Annotated in this window: 16 protein-coding genes; 6 read left to right on the top strand and 10 right to left on the bottom strand. The window is 61.7% G+C overall.

Annotated features, from left to right (window positions below; all coding sequences use genetic code 11):
• Positions 1-34: 34 nt before the first annotated feature.
• Positions 35-3457, top strand: a complete 3423-nt coding sequence (gene putA, locus Q1A53_RS13930) for a bifunctional proline dehydrogenase/L-glutamate gamma-semialdehyde dehydrogenase PutA (RefSeq protein ID WP_299967825.1) — start codon at positions 35-37, stop codon at positions 3455-3457.
• 70 nt (positions 3458-3527) lie between these two features.
• Positions 3528-4295 (top strand): rhomboid family intramembrane serine protease, encoded by a 768-nt coding sequence (locus tag Q1A53_RS13925; RefSeq protein ID WP_299967822.1) that lies wholly within the window; start codon positions 3528-3530, stop codon positions 4293-4295.
• On the opposite strand, the gene Q1A53_RS13920 is transcribed toward Q1A53_RS13925, so the two are convergent.
• The 3 genes from Q1A53_RS13920 to dusA all read right to left on the bottom strand — a co-directional run bounded on the left by Q1A53_RS13920 (position 4296) and on the right by dusA (position 6997).
• Entirely contained in the window at positions 4296-5081 is a 786-nt protein-coding gene (locus Q1A53_RS13920) for an inositol monophosphatase family protein (protein ID WP_299967820.1), read from the bottom strand. It lies immediately after the preceding gene.
• 94 nt (positions 5082-5175) lie between these two features.
• Positions 5176-5964 carry a hypothetical protein gene (locus tag Q1A53_RS13915; RefSeq protein ID WP_299967819.1) on the bottom strand — a complete coding sequence of 263 codons (789 nt, stop codon included), beginning with the start codon at positions 5962-5964 and terminating at the stop codon, positions 5176-5178.
• Between the two features lie 31 nt (positions 5965-5995).
• A complete protein-coding gene (gene dusA / locus Q1A53_RS13910; protein WP_299967816.1) occupies positions 5996-6997 on the bottom strand; it encodes a tRNA dihydrouridine(20/20a) synthase DusA in 1002 nt (333 codons plus the stop codon).
• Between the two features lie 528 nt (positions 6998-7525).
• Between dusA and Q1A53_RS13905 the strand changes: the two genes are divergently transcribed.
• On the top strand, positions 7526-7972 hold the full coding sequence (locus Q1A53_RS13905) for a hypothetical protein (protein WP_299967814.1): 447 nt from the start codon (positions 7526-7528) through the stop codon (positions 7970-7972).
• A 2306-nt stretch (positions 7973-10278) separates the two neighbouring features.
• Here the strand turns inward: Q1A53_RS13905 and Q1A53_RS13900 are convergent.
• The 3 genes from Q1A53_RS13900 to Q1A53_RS13890 all read right to left on the bottom strand — a co-directional run bounded on the left by Q1A53_RS13900 (position 10279) and on the right by Q1A53_RS13890 (position 13878).
• Positions 10279-10542: a hypothetical protein gene (locus tag Q1A53_RS13900; protein ID WP_299967812.1), complete on the bottom strand. Its 264-nt coding sequence runs from the start codon at positions 10540-10542 to the stop codon at positions 10279-10281.
• Between the two features lie 531 nt (positions 10543-11073).
• Positions 11074-12534 carry a dihydropyrimidinase gene (gene hydA, locus Q1A53_RS13895; RefSeq protein ID WP_299967810.1) on the bottom strand — a complete coding sequence of 487 codons (1461 nt, stop codon included), beginning with the start codon at positions 12532-12534 and terminating at the stop codon, positions 11074-11076.
• A gap of 93 nt (positions 12535-12627) precedes the next feature.
• Positions 12628-13878, bottom strand: coding sequence for a Zn-dependent hydrolase (locus Q1A53_RS13890; protein ID WP_299967807.1), 1251 nt, complete (start codon positions 13876-13878; stop codon positions 12628-12630).
• A gap of 170 nt (positions 13879-14048) precedes the next feature.
• On the opposite strand from Q1A53_RS13890, the gene Q1A53_RS13885 reads away from it, so the two are divergent.
• Positions 14049-14666 (top strand): TetR family transcriptional regulator C-terminal domain-containing protein, encoded by a 618-nt coding sequence (locus Q1A53_RS13885; protein WP_299967805.1) that lies wholly within the window; start codon positions 14049-14051, stop codon positions 14664-14666.
• A gap of 108 nt (positions 14667-14774) precedes the next feature.
• Positions 14775-15287, top strand: coding sequence for a hypothetical protein (locus Q1A53_RS13880; protein WP_299967802.1), 513 nt, complete (start codon positions 14775-14777; stop codon positions 15285-15287).
• A gap of 3 nt (positions 15288-15290) precedes the next feature.
• Here Q1A53_RS13880 and preA read toward each other — a convergent pair whose 3' ends face one another.
• The 3 genes from preA to Q1A53_RS13865 are packed head-to-tail and all read right to left on the bottom strand — an operon-like array spanning position 15291 to position 18749.
• A complete protein-coding gene (gene preA, locus Q1A53_RS13875) occupies positions 15291-16592 on the bottom strand; it encodes an NAD-dependent dihydropyrimidine dehydrogenase subunit PreA (protein WP_299967799.1) in 1302 nt (433 codons plus the stop codon).
• Positions 16593-16618: 26 nt separating this feature from the next.
• Positions 16619-17428, bottom strand: coding sequence for a DNA-formamidopyrimidine glycosylase family protein (locus Q1A53_RS13870; protein ID WP_299967797.1), 810 nt, complete (start codon positions 17426-17428; stop codon positions 16619-16621).
• Entirely contained in the window at positions 17421-18749 is a 1329-nt protein-coding gene (locus Q1A53_RS13865; protein WP_299967794.1) for an NAD(P)-dependent oxidoreductase, read from the bottom strand. Before Q1A53_RS13865 ends, Q1A53_RS13870 begins: the two co-directional genes overlap by 8 nt.
• Positions 18750-19076: 327 nt before the next feature.
• Between Q1A53_RS13865 and Q1A53_RS13860 the strand changes: the two genes are divergently transcribed.
• A complete protein-coding gene (locus Q1A53_RS13860) occupies positions 19077-19283 on the top strand; it encodes a cold-shock protein (protein WP_159977586.1) in 207 nt (68 codons plus the stop codon).
• Positions 19284-19360: 77 nt separating this feature from the next.
• Here the strand turns inward: Q1A53_RS13860 and Q1A53_RS13855 are convergent, their stop codons facing one another.
• On the bottom strand, positions 19361-19978 hold the full coding sequence (locus tag Q1A53_RS13855) for an SOS response-associated peptidase (protein ID WP_299967792.1): 618 nt from the start codon (positions 19976-19978) through the stop codon (positions 19361-19363).
• Between the last annotated feature and the right edge of the window lie 5 nt (positions 19979-19983).

The following is a 19983-nucleotide window of genomic DNA, read 5'->3' as shown; positions in this document are numbered from 1 at the left end:
ATACTATACCAAATGTTCATTTAGGAGACTGCCAATGGCCCGCGACAGCCTGCCTTCCCTGCGCCACCGCATCGATTCTGTCACCTACGCCGACCCCCGGGCGGTGCTGGCCGAGCTGATCTCGGGCGCCGATCTCGATGCCTCAGCACGTGCGCAGATCTGTGATCGCGCGGCCGGGCTTGTCCGCGACATCCGCGGCACCAGCGCGCCGGGGTTGATGGAGGTCTTTCTGGCGGAATACGGTCTCTCTACCGACGAAGGCGTGGCCCTGATGTGTCTGGCCGAGGCACTCCTGCGGGTCCCGGATGCAGAAACCATTGACGCGCTGATCGAGGACAAGATTGCACCGTCTGACTGGGGCAAGCACATGGGGCATTCCACCTCCAGCCTGGTGAACGCCTCGACCTGGGCCCTCATGCTGACGGGCCGTGTGCTCGACGATGAGCAGCCGGGTCCCGTCCGCCATCTGCGCGCAGCCATCAAGCGGCTGGGCGAGCCGGTGATCCGCACCGCTGTCAGCCGCGCCATGAAAGAGATGGGTCGCCAGTTCGTGTTGGGCGAAGATATCGCCGCCGCCATGACCCGGGCCGCCAATATGGAGAAGGAGGGATTTACCTACTCCTACGATATGCTGGGCGAGGCGGCCCGCACTGAAGCCGACGCCAAACGCTATCACCTGAGCTACAGCCGCGCGATCTCCGCCATCGCGACGGCCTGTGCATCGGATGACATCCGCAAGAACCCCGGTATTTCGGTCAAGCTCTCCGCTCTTCATCCGCGCTACGAAATAGCGCAGGAGGCGGCGGTGATGTCAGAACTCGTGCCGCGCATCCGGGCGCTGGCGCTGCTGGCGAAATCAGCGGGCATGGGGCTGAACATCGACGCGGAAGAAGCAGACCGCTTGGCGCTGTCGATGGAGGTGATCGACTGTGTCATGGCGGAGCCTGCGCTGGCGGGCTGGGACGGGCTGGGTGTCGTGGTGCAGGCCTACGGGCCACGGGCGGGCACCGTGATCCGCACACTCTATGACATGGCCGAACATCATGATCGCAAGATCATGGTGCGGCTGGTCAAAGGGGCCTATTGGGATACGGAGATCAAACGCGCCCAGGTCGAAGGGCTCGACGGGTTTCCTGTCTTCACCCGGAAGGCGGAAACGGACGTCTCCTATATCTGCAATGCGCAAACGCTCTTGGGCATGACCGACCGGATCTACCCTCAGTTCGCAACCCACAACGCGCATACGGTCGCGGCCATCCTGCATATGGCCAAGGACAGCGAGGCCTATGAATTCCAGCGTCTGCATGGCATGGGCGAAACCCTGCACCGCAGCGTCATGCGCCAGAACGGCACCCGCTGCCGGATCTACGCGCCGGTGGGTGCGCACAAGGACCTGCTGGCCTATCTGGTGCGCCGACTGCTGGAGAACGGTGCCAATTCCAGCTTTGTCAATCAGATCGTTGACGAGGATGTACCGCCGGAGGTTGTCGCCGCGGATCCATTCGAGGCTTTGGCGGAGGTCCCGGCGCACCGGATCCCCCGCGGCACGGAGATCTTCAAGCCGCTGCGCGACAACGCTCGCGGATTTGACCTGACCCACACCCAGACGCTTGACGCGATAGAGGACGCGCGCGCAGCTTTCGCCGCGCATCAGTGGCACGCCGAACCGCTGCTGGCCGGTCCCGGTGCCTCGGACGAGGCCCGCACCGTCGAAAACCCCTTCGATCCCGCCGACAGCCCCGGGACCGTGCGCAACGCCAGCGCGCAAGACGTGGCGACCGCCTTTGAACACGCGGCCCCCTGGTCGGAGCCGCTCGCCACCCGTCGCGCGGCCCTGCTGCGCGCCGCGGACCTCATGGAAGCGCGCTACGGTGAGATCTTTGCGTTGCTGGCGCGTGAGGCTGGCAAGGGACTGCCGGATTGCGTAGCGGAACTGCGCGAGGGGGTGGATTTCCTGCGTTACTACGCGACCCAGGCGACCGATAAGCCCCCTGCGGGCATCTTTACCTGCATCTCGCCTTGGAACTTCCCTTTTGCGATCTTCTGCGGTCAGGTCACCGCGGCACTCGCTGCGGGCAATGCGGTCCTGGCCAAACCGGCAGAGCAGACACCGCTGGCCGCACATCTCGCCGTGTCGATCCTGCATGAGGCGGGCGTACCGCGCACAGCGCTGCAACTCTTGCCCGGCGGGGGAGACATCGGCGCGCTGCTGACCTCGGACGCACGGCTGGGCGGTGTGGCCTTCACCGGCTCCACCGCAACCGCGCTGCGGATCCGAGCGGCCATGGCCGAGCATTGCACGCCCGGCACCCCCCTGATCGCCGAAACAGGCGGGCTCAACGCGATGATCGTGGACAGCACCGCATTGCCGGAGCAAGCCGTCCAATCCATTATCGAAAGTGCCTTCCAGTCCGCGGGTCAGCGGTGTTCCGCGCTGCGCTGTCTCTACGTGCAGGAGGATATCGCGGAGAGCTTCACCAAGATGCTGACCGGCGCGATGCAGGCGCTGCAGCTGGGGCGCCCGTGGGACCTGTCCACCGACGTTGGCCCCGTGATCGACGAGGCCGCACGCAAGAACATCGCTGATCACATCGACACTGCCCGGCGCGAAGGCCGTGTAATGGCCGAGCTGGCCACCCCCGCCACAGGCACCTTCATCGCGCCTACGCTGATCCGCGTCAGCGGCATCGGCGATCTGGAGCGCGAGATCTTTGGCCCGGTGTTGCATCTGGCGACCTTCGCCGCGTCCGAGCTGGACGCAGTGATCGACGCCATCAACGGCACTGACTACGGGCTTACCTTTGGCTTGCATACCCGCATCGACGACCGGGTGCAGCACGTCTCCGAGCGGATCGAGGCAGGCAACATCTACATCAACCGCAACCAGATCGGTGCCATCGTGGGCAGCCAGCCCTTCGGGGGCGAGGGGCTCTCGGGCACCGGACCCAAGGCGGGCGGGCCGAATTACCTCACGCGCTTTGCCGCCCCCGACCGGGAAGAGACGCAAAGCCGCTGGACGCAGGAGATGTCGGCGCTGCCCGCCCTGCCCCGGCCCTCTGGTCAACCCTCCTCAGCCCACAGCCTGCCCGGACCCACCGGCGAATCCAACCGGCTGAGCAGCTGCGCGCGCGCAGCCCTTTTGTGTGCCGGACCGGGCAAAGAGATCGCTGCAGCCCAGGCCCGCGCGGTCGAGGCACTGGGCGGTTTGGCAGTCCAGGCAACCGGCAGCATCGATCCCGGCATGCTCACTGCGGGACCTGCCTACGGCGGCGTGATCTGGTGGGGAGACGCAGAAACGGGCCGCGCGATGGATCAGGCGCTCGCCGCCCGGACCGGACCGATTATCCCTCTGCTCTGCGGCAGACCGGACCTGACGCGCGTGCGCGCAGAACAACACGTTTGCGTGGACACCACCGCCTCGGGTGGGAACGCAGCCCTGCTGGGCGCGTCAGCCTGACGCAAGCGATGCCCTAGATCCGCGCTCTGCGTCTCTTGACGCTCGGGCGCGGATCGCCCAGCGTGCCGCCATGTTTCCGATCCGAGATCACAACCCGTCCGGCCGCACACCTTACGTTACCTATCTGCTGATGGCCGCGAACATCGGCATCTTTCTCAGCTACGTTGGGGTCATGCAGGATGCGCGCGCCCTGAACGCGCTGTGGTTTGACTGGGCGCTCATTCCCGCCAGACTGAACGCGGGCGAGGCGAGCTATACGCTCATCACCTCGATGTTCCTGCATGGCGGCTGGATGCACCTGGCAGGCAATATGCTCTTTCTGTTCATCTTTGGCGACAACGTCGAGGATGAAATGGGGCATCTGGGCTACGCGCTCTTCTACATTCTATCGGGGCTGGCCGCGGGTTGGGCACAGTATATCACGGCGCCTTTATCCGCGGTGCCGATGGTGGGGGCTTCGGGCGCGATCGCGGGGGTGATGGGCGCCTATCTGCTCCTCTTTCCCAAGGCGAAAGTCGACATTCTGATCATCTTCGTCGTCTTTTTCAGGATCTTTCCGATCCCCGCATGGATCATGCTGGCGCTGTGGTTCGGGATGCAATTCGCCGGTGGCATCGGCACCAATCCTGACACGGGCGGCGTCGCCTATTGGGCGCATGCGGGCGGCTTTATCGCGGGCGTGATCTTGACGGCACCCTTGTGGTTGCGCCGCGGCGGCCCCGCGTTCTGGAACCGCAACGATGGCCAGCCACCTCATCCGCAAGCACAGTACAAGCTGGTCCGCAGCAGCATCCCCAGGGCGGGTCGCCGTCGGCGCCCGCGCGGGCCCTGGTCTTGATCAGCCGCGCACGAGCTTGGCCAGCGGAGAAAACAGCGCCTCATTTGCGCCAATCACCGTGCCGTCTTCGATGATGTTGCCGCCGGGAGTGATCGGCTCCACCAGCCCGCCCGCTTCGCGCAGAATAATGAGCCCCGCCGCGATGTCCCAGGCATTGAGCCGCCGTTCCCAGTATCCGTCGTAGCGGCCCGCCGCCACATAGGCGAGATCGAGCGCCGCCGCCCCCCATCGACGGATGCCGGAGCACGCAGGCGCCACCCGTGCAATCTCTTTCAACGTTTCGGGCAAATCCGCACGGCCGCCAAAGGGGATACCCGTCGAGAAAAGCGCCTCGATCATCTTGGAACGCCCCGAAACCCGCAAGCGGCTTTCGTTCATCCAGGCACCCGCGCCTTTCTCGGCGAAAAACATCTCGTCCTTGGCAGGGTCGAAGACCACACCGGCCACGATCTGCCCCTTGTGCTCCAACGCGATGGAGACCGCCCAATGCGGCAGCCCGTGCAGGAAATTCGTGGTCCCATCGAGCGGGTCGACGATCCAGCGCCGGGTCGGGTCCTGCCCGTCTTCGCCGCCGCCTTCCTCGCCGAGCCAGCCATAGGTCGGCCGGGCGCCCATCAGGTCTTCTTTGATGATCTTCTCTGCGTTGATGTCGGCGCGGCTGACGAAGTCACCTGCCCCCTTCATCGAGACCTGCAGGTTTTCCACCTCGCGAAAGTCCTTGGCCAGCGCCCGGCCAGCGCGGCGCGCGGCCTTGATCATGATGTTGAGATTTGCGCTGCCAACCATTGGGGGTGTCTCCGGCTCCGGGGGATCAGGCTGCGCGTATAAGTGCTGCCCGAGGCCTTGCCAAGGGGGGTGAATGCAAAGCGGGCATGCAGGCTCAGGGCGCGGTCAGCCAGTCCGGCAAACCACCGGGCAGTTCGGGACGGAAATACGCGATCATGCGGCCTTCGGGCGCCGCCATGGCCCCCGGCGTCCAGGGCGCCACACCATGCAACAGGTGGCGATGCAGCAACAGCACGGATCCGGGTGTGCCATGTAGGACAACACGTCTGCACTGCTCAAAGACGACGCGCCGTGCTGCCTGATACGCCTGCGTGACATCGATCCGTTCTATTTCATCACCGGGCGCTGCCGCGACAGCATCGCGTAACGCAGTACGCATCAGGTGATGACTGCCTTCCCATACCACCAGCGGGGCGGCATCCGCATCTGCTTCGGTGAGTGGTAGCCCCAGCACAAAAGCGTGCGGCTCTTTGAGAAAACGCCGTTTCGGCGTTCCCAGACCGATGATCCCATCCACATGCGCCGCGTCTCGGGTCAGGCGGTAGCGAAAGCCCGCCTCCGTCTCGCCCGCGCGGGGACGCGGATAGCCGGGATAGGTCACCGATAACTGGCCTGCGTGCAATACCGGCCAGCCGCCGCAGTGCGCCGTCGCAAAGTCCACCGCCGTCCCCGCCAATGCAGGCCCTCTCGGCATGCGACCGCTGCCATCATTGGGCAAGACGTCGAGACCGACGAACCAGGTCCCGTCACACTGCAACTGATCTGGATGCGCAATCAGGGCCTGACGGGCGTGCGGCAGCGCCGCCTCGACCCAGTCAGTCACCGCAGGCTCGGGCACGAAGACGGTCCAGCCCTTGTCAGCGAATGACGGCGGCTGTGTCACGTGACATGAGCCCGGGCGTGCGTGCGCCGGGTCATCCGGTGTCCCGCAAACCATCCACGGCGGGAACCGCACGCAAGGCCTGCTCGACAAGTTCCGGCCCCGCACCGGGCAAATGCGCCCCCTCCGACAGGGTCCGCCGCCAGAGCCGCGCACCGGGCCGCCCGTTGAAAAGCCCCAGCATATGGCGCGTGACCTGCCCCAGCTTGCCGCCCTCGGCGAGATGGGCCTCGATGTAGGGCAGCATCGCCTCCGCCGCCTGCTCCGCTGTGCTCGCCTCACCCCGACCAAAGATCACCGGATCGGCCCGGCAAAGTACGGCCGCGGGATCATGGTAGGCCGCGCGCCCGATCATCACACCGTCGAGCCCCGCCTCAAGGAACGCTGCGGCCTGCTCCAGCGTGGTAATGCCGCCGTTGATACTGATATGCAGGTTCGGAAAGAGGCCCTTCATCTGCATCACCAGATCATAGTCAAGCGGCGGGATGTCCCGGTTTTCCTTGGGGCTGAGGCCCTGCAACCATGCCTTGCGTGCGTGAATGATAAGCCGCTCGCATCCTGCGGCGACGATCCGCGCCAGAAATTCGGGCAGCACCTCCTCGGGGGTTTGATCATCAACACCGATGCGGCATTTCACGGTCACGGGTACCGCGACAGCGTCCTGCATGGCAGCGACGCAATCGGCCACGAGACCCGGCTGCTGCATCAGGACGGCGCCAAAGGCACCGGATTGCACACGGTCCGACGGGCAACCGACGTTCAGGTTGATCTCATCATACCCCGCCTGCGCACCCAACTTCGCTGCACGCGCCAGCTCCGCCGGATCAGAGCCGCCCAACTGCAAAGCAACCGGATGCTCCTGCGGTGAGAAGGCCAACAAGTGCAACGCGCCTCCCCGCACCAGAGCTGCCGCCGTCACCATCTCAGTGTAGAGCAGTGTATGGGCGCTCAGCAGCCGGTGCAGATAGCGGCAGTGCCGGTCCGTCCAGTCCATCATGGGCGCAACAGACAATATAGCATTTTTATCTATGTGCATTTTTATGTATCTTCAAACTGTTGGCGGCGGATGCTGCTACGATGGACTACGCCCCGATATCCCCGAATTTGCCCCTCTACGACGACTCGTTGCACACACAGCGCACACAAAATGGCCACCATCACCAAGCTTCCTTCCCATGCCTGATCCGCGTCCAGATCAAACGAAAGGGCCGCTACGCGAGCGAGACGTTCCTTCGCCGCAACGATGCCCATCGCCGGGCTCGCCAGGCAGAAACCCGAGTCGATCGAGGAATCGCGCCGAACAAGTCGTCCGTTTCCCGCCTACAGACCTTTGGCGACCTCATCGACCTTCATATAGCCGATGTGTGCGAAGTAGGGGAAGCCAAGAACAGCGTGAACTTGCAGCTACTCTCTTCTGGCGGCACGCATCAGTGGCAGAGTGCGACCAGACCAGAAGTCAAACCCTCAAGACGTTGCTGCGCCTAGCCGCCCAGCGTGGACGGCCCCCAAATCCAAGGGATCGAAGTGAGACTGGTTTGGCGTCACGACCGAAGAAGATAAAGGGATGGATTCGTCCGAAGTTGAACCCGTATGGGCGCTGTTCCAGGCCGGTGACCTTTTTCGGTTGGCGTACGAAACGTTGCTTTTTGCGGGTCTACGCATTCTGACCAATGCCCCGCCCAACAGCATGTCCCTCAACGGCGTGATTGAGGGCGTGACGGATATGGCAGACCTCCCACGCAACCAATCTTTGCAGGAATGGATCCATGAGCAAATCGATTACTCCGATTTTGAAAATCACGCGAAGACCGCAGCACATGCGTTGCAGGAATCGCTGACCTCGGTCCAGATCAGACGAAGGAGTGGCTCACGCGAGCGAGACGCTCTGCCGCCGCGACGACGCCGCAACCCCAGGCGAGCCGGGCGGAGACCCCGATTGGCACAGAACAGCTCGTATGTAACCCGACTCCCGGTCTTTGCTGACCTCATCGATCAATGGGTTTGCGGTTAAAGTGACTTTGCGAAAGCAGGCCGCATAAGGCCAAAAAACGAATACACGTATTCTCCAAAAGACTGGAAGAGAGCTGGGCCTCAGGTCACACGGTTTGGAAACACAAGTCACTATGAGGAAATCATAGGCGAAAGTGTACATTAGTTGGACCGGTATCCGCATAAAGTGACTGACAAATGCTTTGCCCGACTGACTGACTTTAACCCAAGATTGCGTTAAGCTTTGCGTTCCGGACAAACATATCGATGCCATCAACCGGTGAGCTCAGTCGATATCTAACGAACTTGAGACAACAAGCTGCAGAAACATCTACATCCCTCCCGAAAACAGGCCATAAAAGTGGACTTTTTCGAAGCCGGCAGGTCTTCTAAATCCAAGCTCGACGCGAAAATTATCCCGCCTCTTTACGGATTGAAGTTGAGCGATATGAGTGAGCCATCCTGGCAGCTTCGGACGCAGAGGACGGGACAGGAAAGCATTGTCACGACTACCCGCGCGGTGAAACAATGTGGCTGCGAATACGGTCAATGGAGGTTCTACCGCTGATATCGGACCACCGCCGCGGCTCACGTTGCAGCAAGAACTGGAACATACATTCGGTACCTATCTAGAAGTATGCTGACCCGCGTTTTGCCAACGAAGCCGTCCAGGGACTCTCCGGCCTCGCCCAGCCCTCGCCCCGGCGGTTCATCGACCGCGTACGCTCGGCGCGCGAGAGGACCGTCGCACCGTCACACGAGCACCGCCAAGACGTGCTGCGTAAGCGCGGATTCTGAAAGACGTAGAAAAGCACTCGCCGCCCAGTCGCAAAAAAACGGGCCGGCAAAATAACCGGCCCGTCAGGGGAGAGGAAAAGGCGCAGGGGGAGAAACTGCGCTTCCTGGGGTCAGTCAGAGAGCAGCCCAGTCTGTGAAACGCCACGTATCGGGGCACTTCGGGCCGGGACGACGGCTGACTGGGCTGCACCCCGTTTTGCGCGAGGAAGAGGTGCGCAGAACCGGGATGACATCCGGGGAAATATCCCGGCGATCGTCAGTAAAATCAGGTACTCTGGTCACAATCGTTACTCCACTTCCGAGGAGGTCTATATCCCCCCGGTTCACCCTTCCACTTAAGCCTGTACCAGGGCCGTCGTATGTGACCGGCTTCACACTCGCGACGTTTTTTCTAAAATTTGAATCTTTGTTAAGGCATTTCTGAAATGAGATGGTCTGGCAAGAAGGACCTTCCCCTCTCCCAAGAAAGAGCACTGGCCGTCAACGCCAGCGGTGTCGTGACACGGAAACGGCGTCCGCAGGACGTCGCAAGCTGTCCGCGTCCAACCGCTCAGAGCCAACCAACTGCTTAAAACTTCTCTTAAACCTGCCGTTCCCGGCCAAGCCGTGCATCATCGGCCTGTTCAAAAACAACAGCATGCAGACGTTGCAAACTGCGAGACACAAGATGTAGTCGGCCCGGCGACTTACCTCTGATCCATGCGCTTCGTCTGCCCCAAGCATGTTACCCCCGCTTTGCCTCAGAATACGCGCCTCGGCGCCACATTCCCGCCACATTGTTAACCTTTGGGTAATTTGCGTTTGTTAGCGATGAAGATGGAGGAGTTCTTATGGCGATCATCTCGACTATGATCGGAGGCGTCTGCGGCTTTCTGACGTTCTTGTCGGCTCTGTTTTTCTTCGATTTCGGGGTCTGGTCAGCGCTCGCACTATATATAGGTGTCGGTATCGGTCTAACGGCAACGCTCATCGTGACGTGCCTGTTCTGGCAAGCGCTCGTATCGTTCTTCACATCCCAAACCGCGCGTGCAACCTGCCCGGTTCAAAATACAGCCCACTCTGGCTTCCACCGGCGGAATTGACCGCAGACTGTGAAACAAGAGCCAATGAGGCGAGCGCAGGGAAGCGCAGACGAAAAGCAAGCGCGGCGGCATGATCATTAACACCTGTGTGCCGCCACTACAAGTTAGGGTTGAGAGCTAAGATAAGCGGAAGGGTACTTCCACGTCGGCTAGTGGGTACATGCATCTGTGCTCGCTGCCAGGCCCGAAGCATTGCATCCCTGACGACCCCAAACGACATTTTCAAACGGTTTCCGGCAGACTTATTGACGCTACCAGTAACGCAAGACGGTCCGGGAGGATGCTTTGCTCGAAACGACAACGACCCAATGCCCCGCCGTTCCACGAAACGAAGTCAATAGCCCGCCAGTCGATCACAACCGCTTCCAACATCTAGCACCGGGCACCTATCGGCAGCCTCAGCGTGTCTCGGCTGGCGAAACTCCGTCAAAAGCGCCATGTCCGCGCATTACAGCAGAACATACCACACCAGGAGGCTCGGCGCCAAAAACGCAAACCCAATGCAGAAGAGCTTGGCAAGATGACTGATCTTTCCAAAGACCCCTGTCCCCAGCGCGCCCTCACCGTAGCCAAGAGCCGCCGACATCATCGCATACCCGCGCGCCTCGCGCCGCCGTCCCGTGGCCAACACCGATGCCAGCGCGTCACCGTTGATCTTCGATTGCCGCTCCTGCTCGGTCAACTGGCTTTCCAGATTTTCCATGTTACTCATACTTTCAGGTCTCCCTTGGCTTCACCTAAGATGGTTTGGCGCGTCAAAAAATCCAGTCTGACGGGGGAAAAACCGCCGCTGCGCCACCATCGGCGCCAAAAACAGCACACCCAGCTGACAGTTCATTGCTCAACGTCTGTCAGGGCTCGCACCTGAAAGTCCTGCCCGTGCCGCCAATCTGCCGCGAAACCACCGTGCACGCATCAGGCGCTCTCTCACTTTGCCAAAAAACTCCCCCCGGAGGGCCGGTATCAGCGGGCCATCGCTCTGTCATAACACGACCGGCCTCCACCAAATGCCGTCGCCAAGTCCTGCAGTCGCAGCAGGATGACGATAACCAGTCGCTACCAACGAAACATCATCATCCAACCGGACCACGGCGCAGCGCGGTATCATCCCGAGTAAGACCGGATATATCCCGGTTAAAACACCGTCACCAAGGGCCTGCCGATGTCGAACAGCAGTCTGCGCAAGCCTTTGCGACAGACCACGACAAACTGCTGGGAAGCTTCCGGCAAAAACCCGACCGTCTCAAATCCCCGCGGGGATATTCAGCGGGTCTCTTTCGATCATTTTGGGCGCGGTCAAGGCCTTCCACGTGCTCAGCGCCTTGCTCGCCGATGAAAATGCAGGGCGCGGAATAAACCGACCGCGTCCCGGGTTCGGTTGCGAATTCTGCCCCCAGGACCAGATCACCTCGCCTCTGTTCAACGTATACCGCGCCTGAGCGGTCACCTCGAACCCTTCGAATACGTTATAGTCCAAAACGGAATGATGATTGCCGGCTGAAATCGTCCGTGAGATCTTGGGATCCCACACCACGATATCTGCATCCGCACCCTCCACCAGCGCCCCCTTGCGTGGATAGATGTTGAGGATCTTGGCCACATTGCTGGACGTGGCGGCCACAAACTCATTGGGCGTCAGCCGCCCCGTCTCCACCCCCCGGGTCCAGAGCACGGCAAGCCGTTCCTCCAGACCATTGGATCCATTCGGAATAATCCTGAAATCATCGCGTCCGCGGCGTTTCTGCTCTGTGGTAAAGGCACAGTGATCCGTCGCCACCACCTGAAGTGATCCGGCCTGTAGCCCGGCCCATAATCCATCCTGATGCGCCTTGGACCGGAACGGTGGCGACATGACCCGGCGGGCCGCATGATCCCAATCCTTGTCGAAATACTCGGACTCGTTCAATGTCAGAAACTGAACGAGCGGCTCCCCGTAAACCCGCATCCCCTTCTGCCGCGCCCGCCGGATCGCCTCATGCGCCTGCTCACAAGACACATGCACAATGTAGAGAGGCACCCCCGCCGCATCCGCAATGGTGATCGCCCGGTTCGCCGCCTCACCCTCGACCTCGGGCGGTCGCGAATACGCATGTCCTTCCGGGCCGGTGATGCCTTCATTGAAATACTTCTCCTGCAGCGCCGCCACCAGATCGCCGTTTTCCGCATGCACCATCGGCAGCGCGCCCAACTCGGCACAGCGCTGGAAAGAGGCGAACATCTCGTCATCCTCCACCATCAACGCGCCCTTGTAGGCCATAAAGTGCTTGAAGGAATTCACGCCCATCTCCACGGCGTCCTTCATTTCATTGAAAATGCTCTCGTTCCATCCGGTGATCGCCATGTGGTAGCCCACATCGGAACAGATCTGCGGCGCGGATTTCCGGTGCCACTCGTTAATGGCGTTCTTGATCGACCCATCGGCGCCGGGCAGACAGAAATCCACGATCATCGTCGTGCCGCCAGCGGCGGCCGCCCAGGTCCCGCTCTCAAAGGTCTCGGCGGCGGTGGTGCCCATAAAAGGCATCTCCATATGCGTGTGCGGATCAATCCCGCCCGGAATCACATAAGCACCTTCCGCATCAATGTACGTGTCACCCGACAGATCTTCCCCAATCCGGGCAATGGTCTCGCCCTCGATCAGCACATCCGCTTCCCAGGTGCGGTCTGCCGTGCAAACCAACCCACCCTTGATCACCTTGCTCATCGCATGTCCCTACTCTTCGCGGCCCAAAGCTCTTTCACTTTGCCCGATAAACTCCGGGGGTATGGGGGCTGGCCCCCATACGGGCAATTGCACCTATCCGACGATTTCCGCCGTCTCGACCACCGCATGCAACAGCACATCCGTGCCCGCTGCGGCCCACTCCTTGGAGATCTCTTCCGCCTCGTTGTGGCTCAGGCCATCCACGCAGGGGCACATGACCATCGCCGTCGGCGCCACCCGGTTGATCCAACAGGCGTCATGCCCGGCGCCGGAGATCAGATCCATGTGCGAATACCCAAGCCGCTCAGCGGCGGACCGGACCGCCCGCACACACCCGTCATCAAAGGCCACCGGATCGAACCCGCCAACGGTCGCAAAGGAGATCTCCAATCCCATATCCTCCGCGATCTGCCGGGCGACCCGATAAAGCTCCTCTTCCATCTGCTCGATGACGCTCAGATCCGGCGAGCGGAAATCAACCGTAAAGACAACCTTGCCCGGGATCACGTTGCGTGAATTGGGACTGACGTCGATCTGACCAGCTGCCCCCACCGCATGGGGCGCGTGGCTCAGCGCGATCTCGTCAACCCTCTCCAAAATCCGCGCCATGCCGAGCCCCGCATTGCGCCGCATCGGCATCGGGGTCGAGCCCGTATGACTATCCTTGCCCAGAAGCGTCACCTCGATCCAGCGCAGACCCTGACCGTGGGTCACCACACCAATGTCCTTGCTTTCAGCCTCTAGGATGGGGCCTTGCTCAATATGCAGTTCGAAAAACGCGTGCATCTCGCGCTTGCCCACCTCTTCGTCCCCGCGCCAGCCGATCCGCTTCAGCTCATCGCCAAAGGTCTTGCCCTCCGCATCGACACGCGCGTAAGCCCAATCTTGCGTGTGCAGGCCTGCAAACACCCCCGACGCCAGCATCGCGGGCGCATAGCGGGTCCCTTCCTCATTGGTAAAATTCGTCACGACAATCGGGTGTTTCGTCTGCACGCCCAGATCATTGAGCGTCCGGATGATCTCCAATCCGCCCAACACGCCCAGCACCCCGTCGTATTTGCCACCTGTCGGCTGCGTGTCCAGATGGCTGCCCACGTAGACCGGCAGCGCCGCCGGGTCCGCCCCCTCGCGGCGGGCGAACATGTTACCCATCTGATCCAGCCCCATCTCGCAGCCAGCCGTTTGGCACCACTGCTGGAACAACGCACGGCCCGCCGCGTCTTCATCGGTCAGCGTCTGACGGTTGTTGCCGCCCGCCACCCCCGGTCCGATCTTTGCCATCTCCATCAGGCTGTCCCACAGCCGGTCCGGGTTGATCTTCAGATTTTGACCTGGAGCAGGCATGACTGCGATCCTTTTTCCATCTGATCCGCATCGGTTTTGACCGATTGGTAAGCTCTAACGATTGCGACTGGCGTATGCTTAGTCAAGGCTTCCATTTGCAGCGCATCGGACGATGTGTACACTAGTAGACAAGGCTGACGCAATTTGCAGCATTGGTGGCGGAGACGAAGGTGCCAGACGGCGACGTCAAAAAACCAAGCCGAATCCAGCGCCGCAATCGCGGCCTGATCCTGGATGCGGCCTTGGATGTTTTTTCAACACACGGCTACCGCGGCGCGACACTGGACCAGATTGCGGAGGCAGCGGGGCTGAGCAAACCTAACATTCTTTACTATTTCGACGGTAAAGAGGACATTCATGTCACGCTTCTGAACCAGTTGCTGGGGACGTGGCAGGACCCTTTGGTCACACTTAACCCCGACGGTGAAGCCTTGGCCGAGATCCTCTGCTATGTGCGGCGCAAGCTGGATATGGCGCGGGATCTGCCGCGCGAAAGCCGGTTGTTCGCAGGCGAGATCCTGCGAGGCGCACCGCGGGTCACCCCCTATCTCGCCTCGGATCTGCAACCCCTTTTCGATGAAAAATGTGCTGTCATAAAGACTTGGGTGGATAAAGGTCAACTGGCCCCGGTCGATCCGCGCCATCTGATCTTCTCCATCTGGGCCACGACGCAACACTACGCCGATTTCGCGGTGCAGGTGAAAGTTCTGCTGAAAGATGACCCCGACAGCCATAAGGACGCCGCCAGACACCTCGACGCGATGTTTACCCGGCTGCTCACGCCTTGAGCCCCTGTTAACCACAGGCGAAAAAACTGGGCGGCGTTAACGCGTCGTTAGCATTCATTTTGCCTTAATAGATGCGGGTGGCGGCTTCTGATGTGATTGGAGCTTGTGATGAGTGCTATATCTTTCAATGCCCCCTATGCGCCGCAGCCCGCGACGCTGGCACCGGCCGACGCATCCGCGGCCAATCCGCTGGCCGCCGTGCCGACCGCAAAATCGGCTAACAGCAACGGAACCAACATGGGGTCCGACCATTCCGGTCAGGGGGCGGGAAGCGGGACCGGCACCGGCGGCGCACAACTGGCCACGTTGCTGAAGCGCGCGCAGGTACGCATGCCAGTGCCGACCGTGCCTGCGGATGCCACCTCGAAATCCGTCATCGAGGCGCGGGCCGAAGAAAATCGAGCGGAAGAGGCGCGCAGCAAGGCCGCGGCAGAAAGCGACTTCCGGGCAGAGCAAGCTCAGAAGCGCGCGGAGTCCCGCGCATTCCGAGAGGCCATGGAGACCAAGCGCGCTGAAGAACGTGCCGCTGCCGCCGCAGCTGAGGCCAAAGCCGCCGAACCGGAGTTCGAGTTGCCCAACCCCTTGCCGACCGCGCCCATTCTGGAGCGGGAGGAGAAGTGATCCCTATTCTGCGGCCTTGGCCGCAGGATTATTTGGATGGGTTGTCCAATTGGCGTACTCCGCTTCGACCCTTTGGCCAGTGCGCGGATCCACTTCGTCCGGTGTCATGGCCTCCATGGTGATGCAGTTCTCCACCGGACAGACGTTAACACATAGGTTGCACGCGACGCATTCCGCGTCGATCACCTCGAACACCCGATCAGACGACATGGAGATCGCCTGATGCGAGGTATCCTCGCAAGCTGCAAAGCACCGCCCGCAGGAAATGCACAGATCCTGATTGATCTTGGCCTTGGCCACGTAATTCAGGTTCAGGTACTGCCAGTCGGTCACATTGGGTACCGCGCGCCCGACAATCTCATCGACCGACGCGATGCCCTTGCTGTCCATATAATCGCTGAGGCCCGAGATCATCTCCTGCACGATCTTGAACCCGTAGGTCATGGCCGCGGTACACACCTGCACATTCCCGGCCCCCAGAGCCATGAACTCCGCCGTATCGCGCCAGGTCGTGATGCCACCGATGCCCGAAATCGGGATCTGCCCCAGGGTCGGGTCCCGCGCGATCTCGGCCACCATGTTGAGCGCGATGGGTTTGACCGCGGGTCCGCAGTACCCGCCGTGTGCGCCCTTGCCATCAATGGTGGGCTCCGGCGCGAAAAGGTCCAGATCGACGCTCGTGATGGAGTTGATCGTATTGATCAGGCTGACCGCATCGGCACCGCCTTTCATGGCGGCCTCCGCAGGCTTGCGGATGTCCGTGATGTTAGGCGTCAGCTTCACGATCACCGGCATTCGGGTGTTGGCCTTCACCCACCGGGTCACCATCTCGATGTATTCGGGCACCTGCCCGACCGCCGACCCCATGCCCCGCTCGCTCATCCCGTGCGGGCAGCCAAAGTTCAGCTCCACCCCGTCCGCGCCAGTGTCTTCGACCAACGGCAGGATGAACTTCCAAGGCTCCTCCTCACAGGGCACCATCAATGACACGATCATTGCCCGGTCGGGGTAGTCCCGCTTGACCACCTTGATCTCGTCCAGATTGGTCTGCAGCGGCCTGTCAGTGATCAACTCGATGTTGTTGAGGCCCAAAAGCCGACGATCCGCGCCGTAGACCGCACCGTAGCGCGCGCCGTTCACATTGACGACATGCGGATCCAGCCCCAGCGTCTTCCACACCACACCGCCCCAACCGGCATCAAACGCACGGCGAACGTTGTATTCCTTGTCTGTGGGCGGCGCAGAGGCCAGCCAGAACGGGTTTGGGCTCTTGATGCCGATAAATTCGCTTCTCAGATCAGCCATATGCGGACCTTTCTTCGGGTTATGCCTTAGCTTTGCGCCTGGGCCGGGTTTGAGACACCGACCTGATGGTCGGGACAATGATAAGACGTTCGACCGCCGACGGTCTTCTTGGTGATGGTCCCATCGCACCGCGTGCAGGCCGCGCCGTCTTCTCTGCGATGGATCAACCAGTCCTCGGGCAGTTTCGAATAGGTCGCATCGGTATCGACGACAGCCTGCAGGGTCGAGGTGACCGCGCTGTGCAGGGACTGGATCCGGTCAGATCCCAGATCGCAGGCTCTGGCTTCGGGGTGGATACCTGACCGAAATAGCGCCTCATCCGCCCAGAGATTACCAACGCCCGCCAGTTTCTGCTGGCTCAGCAGCGCTGATTTCACCGCTCCGCGCGTGGCGCCGATGGTGGCGGCAAAGGCATTGTCGCCGATCGTCAGCGCATCCGGCCCCAGCCCCTTGTCGGCGATGAAAGCATCCACATCCTCGACCACCTCGATATGTCCGAACTTGCGGGGATCCCGAAAGTGAAGCCGGGTGTTCCCTTCGAAAACAATGGTCAAGCGGACGTACTTCGGAAGGTCGGCTCCCGCCTCGCAGATACGAATGGATCCGGCCATGCCGAGATGGATATGCAACCACGGGCCTGTGACGGAGCCCACAAAGATGTACTTACCGTGCCTGTGGGTCCGCGTGAGCTGTGTGCCGATCAACCGCTTGCGCGCAGCGTCGTCTGGCAGCTCCATATGGCTGACTTCGCCCAGATCGATCCTCTCAATCGTGCGGTTCAGCGCGCCCCGCGCAATTCGGGCGCGCGCGGCCTCGGCTTCGGGCAGCTCAGGCATTGCGCATCAGCTGAGCGTGGATGTCCAGGGCCGCATCGCGCCCTTCAGCAACTGCCGTCACGGTCAGATCGTCCCCACCGGCGGCGCAGTCGCCACCTGCCCAGACACCCGTGACAGAGGTTCGCCCAGTCCCGGTCACCTTGATCTTGCGTCCATCAAGGTCGGGCAGGGTCGCCCCCTCCAGCGTCTGACCGATCGCGCAAAAGACCTGATCGGCGGCCAGTCGCAGCGACTGGCCCGTGGGCTGCATGGTGTCATCCACATAGTCGAAGACGATCTCGCGCACCGCACCATTCCCGATGATCTCGGTCGGAACGGCGTGGGTGATGATCCGGACGCCCTTGCTGGCGGCGAGGTCCTGCTCATAGACGCTGGCATTCATCCGGTCACGCCCGCGCCGGTAGACCAGCGCGACATTGAGCGCGCCCAGTAGCTTCGCCTGCACAGCGGCGTCAACGGCCGTCATACCGCCACCGATCACCACGACATCGCGGCCCACGGGGATCTGTGAGAGGTCCTCTGCCTGCCGCAGATCAGCGATGAACCCGACGGCGTCGCGCACGCCCTCCTTGTCCGCCCCGGGGGCCGCCAGCGCGTTCACCCCACCAAGCCCGAGGCCCAGAAACACCGCATCATGGTCTTTGCGAAGCGCATCAAGCGTCAGATCGCGGCCGAGGGCCTTGCCATATTCGATCCTTATGCCGCCAATCTTCAACAGCCAGTCCACTTCGGCTTGTGCAAAACCGTCCACCGTCTTGTAAGTGGCAATTCCATACTCATTGAGCCCACCCGCCTTGGCGCGGGCGTCGAATACCACCACCTCATGGCCCAACATCGCAAGCCGGTGCGCGCAGGATAGTCCCGCTGGCCCCGCGCCCACGACCGCAATGCTCCGTCCTGTGGCAGCGGCGCGCTCAAATGGATGCAGCCCCTGCTCCTGCAAATGATCGGTCGCGTAGCGCTGCAACTGGCCGATCAGCACCGGCTTGCCTTCGGCGATCTCCCGCACGCAGGCCTGCTCGCAGAGCTCTTCGGTCGGGCATACACGGGCGCACATGCCTCCCATGATGTTCTGGCTCAGGATCGTCTTGGCGGCCGCATCAGGTGTGCCTGTCGCGATCTGCCGGATGAACAGCGGGATGTCGATTTCCGTGGGGCAGGCGGTGATACACGGCGCGTCATGGCAGAAGTAACACCGGTCTGCGGCGACCAGAGCCTCGTGGGGCTCCAATGCCGGGTGCAAGTCGGCAAAATGCGCCTCGTAGCTTTCCGGCGTCAGGCGACCCGGCGCAATTCCGGGCGTGAATGTATCGCTGGACATGGTTTCTCCCAAGTTCTGGCTTAAACTGCGAAGGAGAAAAGCTGTCACGGCAATGATCTTTTATCAACTGGTAAAAATCACCGCCCCCTGACAAAGCGATCTGCCGGTCAAATTATGAGCAGTACAACAATGGCGGGAAATCGCCGACACGACCAATAGGCCGCTTGTCATGAGAATTTGACTTGCATTTGAGAGGCTCACACCCAATATCAGCTCTGCGACGTGACAAACTATCGACCACTGCTCCTTTCGGCCAGTCTTTCGATCTGCTTTCGACCGAGCCAAGCTGCCGCATACTGCGGGCAGCATCACATAGGAGACACGGACATGGCCACAGGCACCGTGAAATGGTTCAACACCACAAAAGGCTACGGCTTTATCGCCCCCGATGGCGGCGGCAAAGACATCTTTGTCCATATTTCTGCCGTTGAACGCGCAGGCCTCACAGGTCTGGCCGACAACCAGAAAGTGACATTCGACGTCGAAGCAGGCCGCGACGGTCGCGAGAGCGCAGGCAATCTGGCCCTCGCCTGATTACCCACGAGACAGTATTCGAACGGGCGCCGCGGTGCCCGTTTTTTTATGGCTGATGACTGCCGCATTTCGGGCGGTCACGGCGCATCCCAATCGACATCCGTCGCGGCTGCGACCCTCAGTCTGCCCGCGGGCCAGACCCGCAGCAACCCGGCGGCCTCGCTCTCTGGTGCACTCAGCCAGCGCGGCACATCCGCAGGGGTCAGGATGACACCCATCCGGTGGTGGATCTCTGCCACATCTGCTGACGGGGCGCAGGTCAGGGTGGCCACCTGATCCACCTCAATCCCACCCGGTCCCTGCCAGCGGTCCGTGATCGCCGCGAAGAACAACAGCCCGCCCGATCTGGGCGTTATGGCCCACGCCGTCTTGCGCCGCCGTTCGCCTGTCCACTCGTACCAGCCCGTCATCGGCACCACGGCACGTCCGGTGCCTGCAAAGGCAGACTTGTCGAACACCGTCTCGCTGCGGGCGTTGACAATCGTCTCCATCACCGGGCGGCCCCGTGCATTCACCCGGCCTACGGGGATGATCCCCCACCGCATCCGCGTCAGCCCCGTCCGGGTCAGCACAACGATGGTCTCGCCCGGCGCGATGTTGCGACGCGGCGGCTCATCCGCCACAGGGGCAGGGTCGACGCCCAAAGCCGCCGCAACCTCCGCCATAGGAGCCGTCAGGAAGAAGCGCCCAGGCATGTGAC

It is taken from the genome of uncultured Roseobacter sp. (assembly GCF_947496515.1).
GTDB lineage: Bacteria > Pseudomonadota > Alphaproteobacteria > Rhodobacterales > Rhodobacteraceae > Roseobacter.
Note: the sequence above shows the minus strand (reverse complement) of the source record. Positions and strands in the feature narration are given on the sequence as shown.